3 protein-coding genes are annotated in these 9,966 nt (G+C 69.1%); all 3 read right to left on the bottom strand.

The genetic code is table 11. The features are described from left to right. Positions 1–1,264 (bottom strand): DUF2341 domain-containing protein (locus tag RT697_RS25805; RefSeq protein ID WP_313702500.1); only part of this gene is annotated, 1,264 nt, incomplete at its 3' end. 38 nt (positions 1,265–1,302) lie between these two features. Further along, entirely contained in the window at positions 1,303–2,949 is a 1,647-nt protein-coding gene (locus tag RT697_RS25800) for a ShlB/FhaC/HecB family hemolysin secretion/activation protein (protein WP_313702499.1), read from the bottom strand. A gap of 316 nt (positions 2,950–3,265) precedes the next feature. Beyond that, positions 3,266–9,966, bottom strand: a 6,701-nt coding sequence (locus RT697_RS25795) for a filamentous hemagglutinin family protein (RefSeq protein WP_409517490.1), incomplete at its 5' end; no start/stop codon positions are given.

Raw genomic sequence — 9,966 nt, 5'->3', positions numbered from 1 at the left:
TCATGATGATCCAGGACTGCACCATCATCAGCACCAGCACGCCGATGATGATCCAGGCGTCGAGCGGCACGGCCTTGAGCAGGAAGCCCAGGCCGCCGAAGCCGAAGCCCGACTGCTCTTCGTCCACGCCGTAGGCGACCAGGCGCGATTCGGCGCCTTGCGACGTGGCGTCGGCGTAGATCAGCGCGGCCGGACGGGCCACCTTGGACAGGCGCACTTCGTCGATGGCGCCCACGAACGGGGCGTAGGTCACGGGGGCCGCTGCGGGGGCCGCTGCCGTGGCCGGCGCCGCTGCGCCTTCCGCGCCTGCTGCGGCGCCTTCAGCCGCAGGGGCGGCAACCGGCGCGGGAGCCGGCGCCGGCACGTCGCCGCCCAGCGCGGCAATGGTGTTCAGCGGCGGCAGGCTGACGGCCAGCGACGCGGAGGCGCGGCCGTTCACGTACAGATTGACCTGCGAGCCGTCCGCCGTCACCGCCACGTGCTGCCACGCGGCCGGGGTCAGCGGCTGGCCGGGCTGGCTGCGCTGGCCGTTGACTTCCACGAAAGGCACGCCCTGGCTGATGCCGACGAGCAGGGCGTTGCCCGCATCGCGGCGCGCATAGATGAGCTGTTCGCCGGCCGGTTGGTCGGCGCGCACCCAGGCGCTGAAGGTGAAGGCGCCCGCGGCGGGAACGGCCAGCGACGGGCTGGCCGGCAGCATCAGCGGCGCCGTGCCCGAGAACTGCGCGGCGCGGCCGATGACGCCGTCCACCAGGCCGGCGGCCGGCGTCTGCGCGTGGTTGCTGTACGCCGTGGTGTCGCGCGGCGGGGCGCCGGCGGCGCCGTCAAAGTGGTAGACCAGCGTGAAGTTGGGATCGAACGTCAACTGGCCGTTGGCCGAGGCGGGCGCCTTCTGGTTTCCGTAGTACATCCAGATGTCCTGGCGCTGGCCGTCGGCCACTTCGGGCACGTCGACCCACACCAGCGCCATGCCCAGCAGGGGGTCGAAGGCTTCAAGCTGGTGATTCAGGACGGTCTGGTCGTCAGCCGCCACGAAGCGGATGTCGGCGCCCTTCTCGCCGATGCCGTCGAACGTGAAGTTGCCCGTGTGCAGGCGCACCAGCAGGGGCGTGCGGCCGGCGGCCGCGCCGAGCGGCATGCCCTGGGCGGTGCTGTCGATGGTGATTTGCTTGCGGAACTGCCAGTCCGGCTGCCACCAGGCGTGGGCGGCCGACGGCAGGATGCCGGCCAGCACGGTCAGCAGGAGCATCAATAAGCGTTGCATGGTCAAGACTCCGGGATGAATTGGGTTTGCTCGCGCGCTCAGAAGCTGGCGCGGACGCTGAAGTTCAGGCGAGGATCGTGTTTGCGGGTGTTGGGGCCGTCCTTGAGCGGGTAACCCCAGTCCATCGAGCCGGACAGCCAGTCCAGCACCTGCAGGCGGGTGCCCAGGCCGACGCTGGCCAGCGAATAGCTGGATTCCTGCTCGGGCAAGGGATCGCGCAGGCGCAACGTGGCCGCATCGGCAAAGGCATAGAAGCGCCACTCGTTGACGTTGCTGCCCAGCCAGCGCGCGAGCGACGGCGAGCGCCATTCGACCGAGCCCAGCACGCCGTCGTCGCCCGTGCGTTCGGCGGCCAGATAGCCACGCACGCTGGTCGCGCCGCCCGCCGAGAACTGCTCGTTGGAAACCAGGGCGCCGGACGCCAGTTGGAACGAGCCGCGCAGGCCCAGTTGCCAATCGCCGAACAGGTTTTGCGTGTGCGTGCCGTCGCCGCGCAACAGCGCAAAGCTCGGGCTGGCCATATAGCGTTTGTTGTCGAAATCCTGCCAGTCGCTGCTCTGATTGAAGAAGGAGCCACTGGCGCCGACGACGGACAGGCCCAGGCTGCTCTGCGACGACTCGGTGTAGCGGTAGCCGTTGTAGGACAGCGTGAACGGCAGGTACTTGATCGGGATCTGATCGACGTTGGCGCCGAAGCGTGTGGATTCGTCGAACTTCTTGTAGTCCAGGCCGACCGACAGCGAATTGCTCCAGGCGCCCTGCGGATCCATGGCGTACGTCGCCATGACGCCAAAGGAATGGCCCTTGCCCAGCACGTTGGTGCCGCCGATGGTGGCCACGTTGCTGTCGCTCTTGTAGCCGGAGAACTGCAGGCTCCAGCGGCTGGACAGCGGCAGGGAGTACGAACCCGACCAGACCTTGGCGTTGTCCGTATCCTGCGGCGCGGTGAAGAACGTCAGGCTGACCGAATGGCCAAGCTGCCACAGGTTGTCGTAGCCGATCGACGCGGTGCTGCGCAGGCGCGTGGTGTCGGCGCTGTAGTCGTTGTTCAGGCCCAGGCTGGCGTGCCAGGGGCTCTTGTCCTCGACCTTCAGGTCCACGTCCATCGTGCCGGGCATGCGGCCTTCCTTGACCAGCGGCACCACCTGGCGGCTGGCGCTCTTGTTCAGGCCCGTCAGCTCGGCCTGGGCCTGGTTGAAGTTGGGCACCTCGCCTTCCTTCAACGCGGGAACTTCGTCGCGGATCGCCAGCGGCGAGTAATGCTGGGCGCCCACGACGCGCACGCGGCCCACCTTGGTTTCCGACACCTGCAGAAACACGATGCCGTCCGCCACCTGCTGCTCGGGCAGGTCCACGTAAACCGACTGGTAGCCGCGTTCCTGATAGATGGTTTGAAGCGCTTCGCGCGCGGCCTCGATGTCGGCCAGCGTGCGGTCCGGTCCCAGATAGGGATACACGGCGCGCTCGATGTCGCGTGTCTCCAGGACCGTGTTGCCCCGGACGATGTATTCGTTGATGTTGACGCGGCGGGCATCCGCCTCGGCGGGCGCAGCGGGAGGCGCGGCGTCCTGCGTCGGCGCGGCCTGCGCCCATGCCGTGTTGATGGCCAGCGTCAAGACTATGGTTTCCGGCGCGCGGCGCAATACGGCGCGAAGCGTACGACCCTTACTTTCGAAATCATGCATAGCGATGCACTCAGTTTCCTTGTGTGAAAACCGGCTGGGGCCGGCCGCTACCGTGCAGTTCGCTTGCGACAATTCCGTTACGGTTTTTCCCCGCAACCTTGCGACTACAGCTTCTGCTTGTTACTAGACGTACTGGGACGCCACAGACCGCGCGTTGTAAGAAAAACTTCATAAAAAGAATCGCGGCGCCCGGAAGACGGGGAGTCTGGATGCCGAACATGACGGCGGCTGCGTTGGCGCAGACGAAAAAAAAGGCCGGCATGCCTGCCGGCCTCTCAAGACAAAGCAGGGGCCGGGCAGTGCCCGGCCCCTCTCCTCACATCGCCAGCTTGCGCTGCTCGTCGCCGGTGAGCTTGGCGGTCTCGCTGGCGTCCAGCGCCCCCGCGCCCAGCACCTGCACCGCGCTGGCGGCGTCGTACTTCGGCACGGCGGCAGCGGCGTTCGGCTGCGGCGCGGCGGGCAGGCCCGCCACCGGCTCTTCGCCATAGCCGAGGATCTGCACGCTGATCACCGAAGGCTGGTTCTGCCGCGCCGCGTTCTGCGCCCGCTGCGCCGAGTCCTGCGCCGCATTGACGGCGGACGTCGCGGCAGCGCTGGCCGAGGAGAGCGCGCCGGTGTTGACGGTTGCCGCCACCGGCACGCCCGTGCTCTCGCCCTGGACCTGGATGTTGGCCGCGTTTGCCACATGCAATGCGCCGATGTTCACGCTGCCCGACACGCGGATGCCGGCCTCACCCGCATCGATGGTGCCCAGCGGGGCGTACAGATCCACGTCGCCCGCCGGCACTTCCGGCAGGGGCGCCAGCGTGGCGATGCCCGCGCCGGTGCTGGGCGCATTGGGCGACAGAGTCACGTTGCCGACGGAGTCGTAGACGCGCTTGGGCGGCGTGTAGAGCACGGTGGTCTTGGAACCCCGGCCCGCGTTGATGTCGCCCTGCGTCGACCAGGCGACGATGTCGCCGCCGAAGGTCGTCATCACCCGGCTCTGCCCCAGCAGGATGTTGCCCAGCGCGTAGAGCTGGATGTTGCCCTCGCCCTGCGTGATGATGCCGGCGCTGGAAGGCGGCGCCACACCCTCCACCCCGAACACCTGCTGGCCGCCCGGCGTCATCATCTGGATATCGCCGCCGAAGATGCTGCGCACGCCCGCGCCGCCGTACAAGGTGATGTCGCCTTGATAGGCGCCGGGCGCCGTGTCCGGGAACAAGGCCGCGATGGCCTGGCGCGAACGCAGGTAGCTGCCGTTGCGCGGGCTGGTCTTGTCGTTGTATTCGCGGCCGCCCGACCGCAGCTCGGCAAAGTACACCTCCCGCGCGAAGATGCGCTGCTGCTCGGCAGGCAAGGCCGCGAAGGTGGCGCGCGCATCATCCGTGCTGCCGGCAAAGCCGTAGCGCTGCGTCAGCCACAGGAGCAGCTCGGCCTCGTAGGTCTTGAAGGCCAGGCCCTGGTCCACCAGCGGGCGGCTGGGATCGGCCGCCTTGGACGGATCCAGGTAGTGCGCCAGGAAACCCGCGTAGTCCGGCCCCTTGGCGCCCACGCCCGCCTGCATCGCAATGGAGGCGCCGGGACGAGCGTCGCCGGGCAGCACCGCACCCAGGCTCGTTACCGATGCGCGATCGGCCATCAGCACGTTGCGGCCCGCCGAAATCTCCAGGGTGCCGGGGCCGGCGACCTGGAAGGAGCTGTACAGGATGTCCCGGCCCGCCGACACCCGGGACACGTCGCGCGCATCGCGATGCAGGAACACGTTGCCCGTGGCGGTTGCGGCGGTGCCAAAACCGCCCAGGTTGTATCCGTTGGTGCTGGGCACTTCCATGACCGTGCCGATGTCGGTGCCCGAGGCGACGATGTCGCGCCCGGCCAGCATCCAGACAGGCCCCGATGCTTCGTACCAGGTCTGCCCCAGGTTCACCCCCTTCAGGATGGAGATCGCTTCGCCGCTGCGCAGGCCCACGATATCGCCATCGCGGGCGTAAAAGCGCGTCACGCCACCGGAGCCCGCCGCGCTGGCCGTGGGGCTATCAAAGTAGAACAGCGGAAAGTTGTTGTTCCGGCCGCCAGCCAAGCCGTTGACGCCCTGGTTGCTCAAGGTGGGGACCTGGACGGCCAGCGTGGCGTACCCGGCAAAGGCCGGCGACAGCACGCTGGCCACGTTGGCCGGGCTTGCGCCCGACCGGTTGATGGCATAGCCGCCCGCGTAGATCGAGTCCCCCGCCAGGATTTCAAGCTGCCCGCGCGCACCGGGCGCCAGCATCATCGCGTACGGCAGGCCCGTCGTCTCGCTGTTCCGGTAGCCGGCCGACACCCCCGCGTAAACGCTGCCGCCGTAAGCCGTTGCCCGCAGGATCGAGGGATAGACATAGCGCGCGTCCGACGCCGACGTGTTGCGACCCGTCTGCAGCGCCATGCCCTGCGCGCTGTGCGACGTCTGGCGGCTGGGCGTCAGGTTGCCCCCGGCGCTGGACAGTTCAATGGCCGTGTTCTCCGTCCACATCGAGAACCAGCTATAGCCGCCGCCATTTTGCAGCGTGCCGTCGCGCAGCCGGAACGGGGTGCTGTTCGGCAACGCGACGCGGCCCGGATCGCTGGCGCCGCCCACGACCAGGTCGCCGCGCGTGTCCAGCCGGATGACCGCGTCGCCAGGTATCAGCGCAAGGCCGCCCGTGGCGCTGGCCAGCGTGGACACGTAAGGGTCATAGCCGCGGCTGTCCTTGGCGTCCTGCTGATCGGACTGGTTGCCGTAACGCAGGTCCAGGCCGCCAACCGCGCCGCCCGCCAACTGCACATGACCGCGCAGATTGATCAGCGCGCCTTGCAGGTCGATGGCGGGATCGCCGTAGTAAGGCGTCGTGCCCCCCGTGAACGACACGCGGCCGCGTGCGCTTTGCGCGGGATTGAGCCCGCCGCCGATGCGCAGGTCGATATCGCCGCCGCCCGTCAACGTCATGCCGCCGTCGGCCGCGACGCGGCCCGTGCTGCCCACGGCCACGACCAACCCTTGTCCGCGCGGATTGCTGACCGATCCGCGCGACTCGATATTGCCGGCGTCGCCGTCCACGCGGACGCTGACATTGCCCCCGCCCAGCGCGCCGAACCCCGTGAAGCCCACCAGCAAGGGCGTGTTGTCCTTGAACGCGGCGGGCGCGCGCGCGTAGCTGCCGAAGTTGACCCACCAGGCGGTGGGCGTATCGCCCCCGTTGGCGCTGCCCGTGCCCTGGCGCCACAGCCAGTTGCCGATGCCCACGCTCGGATCGATCACGCGCCCGTCATAGGCGCCAGGCACGGACTGGCCCCACACGTCGCCGCGCAACGCGCCGCCCGTGTAGAGACTGAGGTTGCCGCCCGCCTCCGGATACCACGCCTGGTAGCCCGCGCCCGCCGTCACGAAAGGCTCGTACGTCGTCGCATGGTCATCGCCCAGCACCGTGGCGCCGAAGCGGCCGCGTGGCAATTGGTAGGCGGGCGCGACACCGGCGGCTTGCGTGCCGGCCGTGTAGACGCCATAGGCGGACATCAGGCTGATGTCGCCACCGGCCGCCAGTTCCAGATCGCCCGTGCCGGTGCGCAGTACGCTGAAATTCTGCGAATGCGACAGGACGGTGGTCGACGATTTGTTCTCGATACATTGGCCCGGGAAGTCGGTGCAGATGTTGAGTTCCGCATCCGAGACGGGCGTGCCCTCGGGGTATCCCCACCAATTGTCCGCGGCCCATTTCCAGGGCGGCGGCGACACGCACAGGCCTTCCACGGCGTCGCACAACCAGAGCATATCGTCGGGCACCGGTGTGCCGGGCTCAAAGCCGGACGGTTCGGCTTCGGGTCCCCAAAGCAAGGCGGCGCCCTTTAGGAGGCTGGCGCTGTAGTGGCTGTCAGCCAGCGTGAGCTTGCCCGCTGCCGGGCCCGGCAGGACCCGGCGCGGATCGGCGGCGTCCAGGTCCGCGCCCGCCACCAGTTGCACTGACCACGACTGACTGCCGGCGGGCAGCATCTGGGCCAGCGCCCAGTTGCGCCGCTGGTCCGCCGCCGTGCCGGGGCGCAATTCCACGTAGTCCGTGCCCGCCGGGAACACCAGCTTGGCCTGCGACGGGATCAGCGCGCCCTGCTTGAGCGTGATGGTGCCCGCCATCAGCAGGACGTTGGGCTCGTAGCCCTGCGTGGTGTGCAGATTCGGCAGGGCCAGGTTGGCCGGCCACGTGAACGGCTTCATGGCCGTACCGCTGGTCAACAAAGTGCCTGCGCCCAACCGCGTGCCGGCGGGCAGATCCACCGCCTGCTTGAGGATGCTGCCGGCGGCATACAGCAGTTGGCCGGACGCATCGCGCACGTCTCCGGACAGCACCGTGCCCGCGGCCAGCGGCAGCACCTGGTTCAACGCGGCCTCGACCGGCAGCCGGGTGCCCGCCGCCAGCGTCGTCGCCTGCAGGGGCAAGGGATAGTTCAGCGTCTTGCCGCCGGGGAATTCCGTGCCGTCGGCCAGTTCCACCCCGCCGCGCGGCAACACCACGTCGCCGCCAAAGGGCTGCGCGCCCGGCGTCAGGATCCAGCCGTTCTCATCGTCCGGCGTGGGGGCTGGCGGCGCAAAGCCGTCGTTGATGCTGCCGTAAACGTCTAGGTTGCCCTTGGCGCGTAGCGTCAACGCGCCAACCTCGCCGGATCCGTAGGCCCCCGTCACCGGGAATCTGGGGTTCAGGCTGGCGTAGCGGTAGCCCGACAGGTCCAGGTCGCCCTGCACCACCAGATCGCCGTCGGCGGTGTTGCTGACGATTTCCACGCCCGGCCGCAGATGGAAGGCATCGCGATACGCCGCATTGTTCAGGCCCGCCAGTTTGCCGTTCAGCAGGTTGCCATTGGCGAGCGCGTGGTCCATGAACAGCACGCTGTTGTCATGCTTGGCTTTCAGGTAGGCCTGGTCGATGATCTGGTAGCTGCGGCCGCTGGTCCGGTCTGCCGCGTTGCCGGCAATGGCGTCGTCATAGCGCTGCATCGCGATCAGCGCGATGGATTTGGCGCCGTCAATGGCGAGCGGGCCGCGCGCCTCGATGGCGATGTCGCCATACGTGGCGGCAGACCCCGGGACAGCGCCGCCGTTGATGGACGCGTTGCCCGCGGCATCGATGCGCGGCGCCAGCAAATCCAGCGTGCCGCGCGCCGCGCCGTCGTGTTGCCCGGCCGCCGTGCCCGGCGTGGCGGACGTGCCGTGGCGCAGGTCGATGCGCGCGCCGCCGGCCAGCGTCAGCACACCCCGCCCTGAATTCAGTTCGACGACGGCGCGGTTGGGCGCGTCGATGATCTTGCCGTAGCTGTCCACGCGCAGCACCGTGCCGTGCGCATCCAGCACGGATGCCGCGCCCAGCGTCAGGCCATCGCGCGCGGCCAGGCGGATGCGGCCCACGCGTTCACCGCTGGCGTCGACCACACCGGCCACCGTCAGGCTGCCGCCGTCGATGGACAGGCTGATGTCATTGGCGCGCAGCGCATCGCCGATCGTCAGGCTGCCCTGCTTGATCTGGAAGCTGCGTGCGCCCAGCACCACGCCGTTGTTCAGCCGCTGATTCAGCGCCTCGAAATCCGCGCTCAGTGCGCCAGCCGCGCCCAGGTTCTGCGCGCGGACATCGATGCTGCCCGCGCGGTACGGCACCAGCGTGCCGCCCGCGTCGTAGCGGCCGGTGACGGCGCCCACGATGCGGCCCTGCAGATCCACCAAGCCGGCCGTTGCCGCCAGCGCTTCGGCCCGCAGTTGGCCAGCATTGTTTTCTTGCGCGGAGATGTCGATCAGCGATCCGGCTTCCTGTCGGATATTGCCCTGGCTGCTTTCCAGGATGACATCGCCGCCCCAGCTGTATCGCGTGACGTCGTTGAATGCGACGGCTCGGCCCGCCACGTCGATATGCGAGGCGCCCGTCAACAGGACGCCGTCGCGGCCGGCGAGCGTGAGCTTGCCGCTGGGCAACGCGATCCGGCCGTCAATCACCACGTTCGAGGCGGTGAGGTTCATTTCCCCGCCCAGTTCCTGCACGGCCGCCGCCGGCGCGGCGGATCCGCCCGCCACACGCAACGCGCCGCCGGCCGTGATGGTGTTGATGGAACCGGCCTCGCCGGTCAGCAACGGCGTGTTCAAGTTCAGGTTGCCGCCGCTGTACGTATAGCCGCCGCCCGCGACGTACGCGCTTTGCGACTGGTACACGGCCAGGCTGCCACGGTGATTCGATGTGATGCGCTCGCTTGCGTTCAGGTTCACATTGGCAAAGCCCAGCGCCAGTCGGCCGTTGTCCTCGACCCCGCTGGGCTGCGCGCCCTGCGCGTAGCCAAACACGATGCGCTCGGCATCCACGCGCAGCGTGCCCTTGCCCGTGCCGGCGCCGCCCGCGACCACCGCGCCGGGCGCCTGCGTCGCGCCGCTCCAGATCAGGTTCTGCGTGCGGATGCTGGCCTCGTCGCCGGCCTCGCCATAGCCATAGATGGCGGGCGTGCCCAACGCCAGCGTCGCCAGGCTGTACTTGCCGGTGACCGGATCCCGCGTGTCCAGCGCGACCGTGCCATAGAAATTCATGGCGTCGCGCGCCGTCAGCGTCAGGACCTCCAGCGCGGGCGCGCCAGCGCTGGTGTCGCCACGCAGCAGGCGGCCCAGGATGTCCTGGTTCAACGTCAAGCCGCTGGGCAACAGGCCGCTTGCGGCCGCCTGCGCCAACGCGCCGGCCGTGCCGACATTGACCGCCCCGACGGCCAGCGTCAGATTGCGCGTGCCGTAGCGCACTTGATCGCCCAGGTCGAACGCGCCATTGGTGGCGGCGGCGATCGTGCCCTCGGAATACAGGTGCGTCACGCCTGCACACGGCTGCGCGGCGCAGGTGCCGATGCGGATGCTGCCGCCCCCCAGCGCATCCGGCGCCAGCACGTCCAGCCGGCCGTTCGACACGGCCAGCAGGCCGGCCTTGCCCGGCTGGAAGGCATAGCCGCTGGTCGAATCCACCGAGGGCGCGCCGCGGCCCAGGGTGGAGATCCCGGCGCCGGCCTCGA

The organism is Achromobacter sp. (assembly GCF_032113835.1).
In the GTDB taxonomy this organism is placed as follows: Bacteria; Pseudomonadota; Gammaproteobacteria; order Burkholderiales; family Burkholderiaceae_B; genus Achromobacter.
The sequence above is the reverse complement of the archived record's forward strand: the minus strand, read 5'-3'. Positions and strand labels throughout refer to the sequence as shown.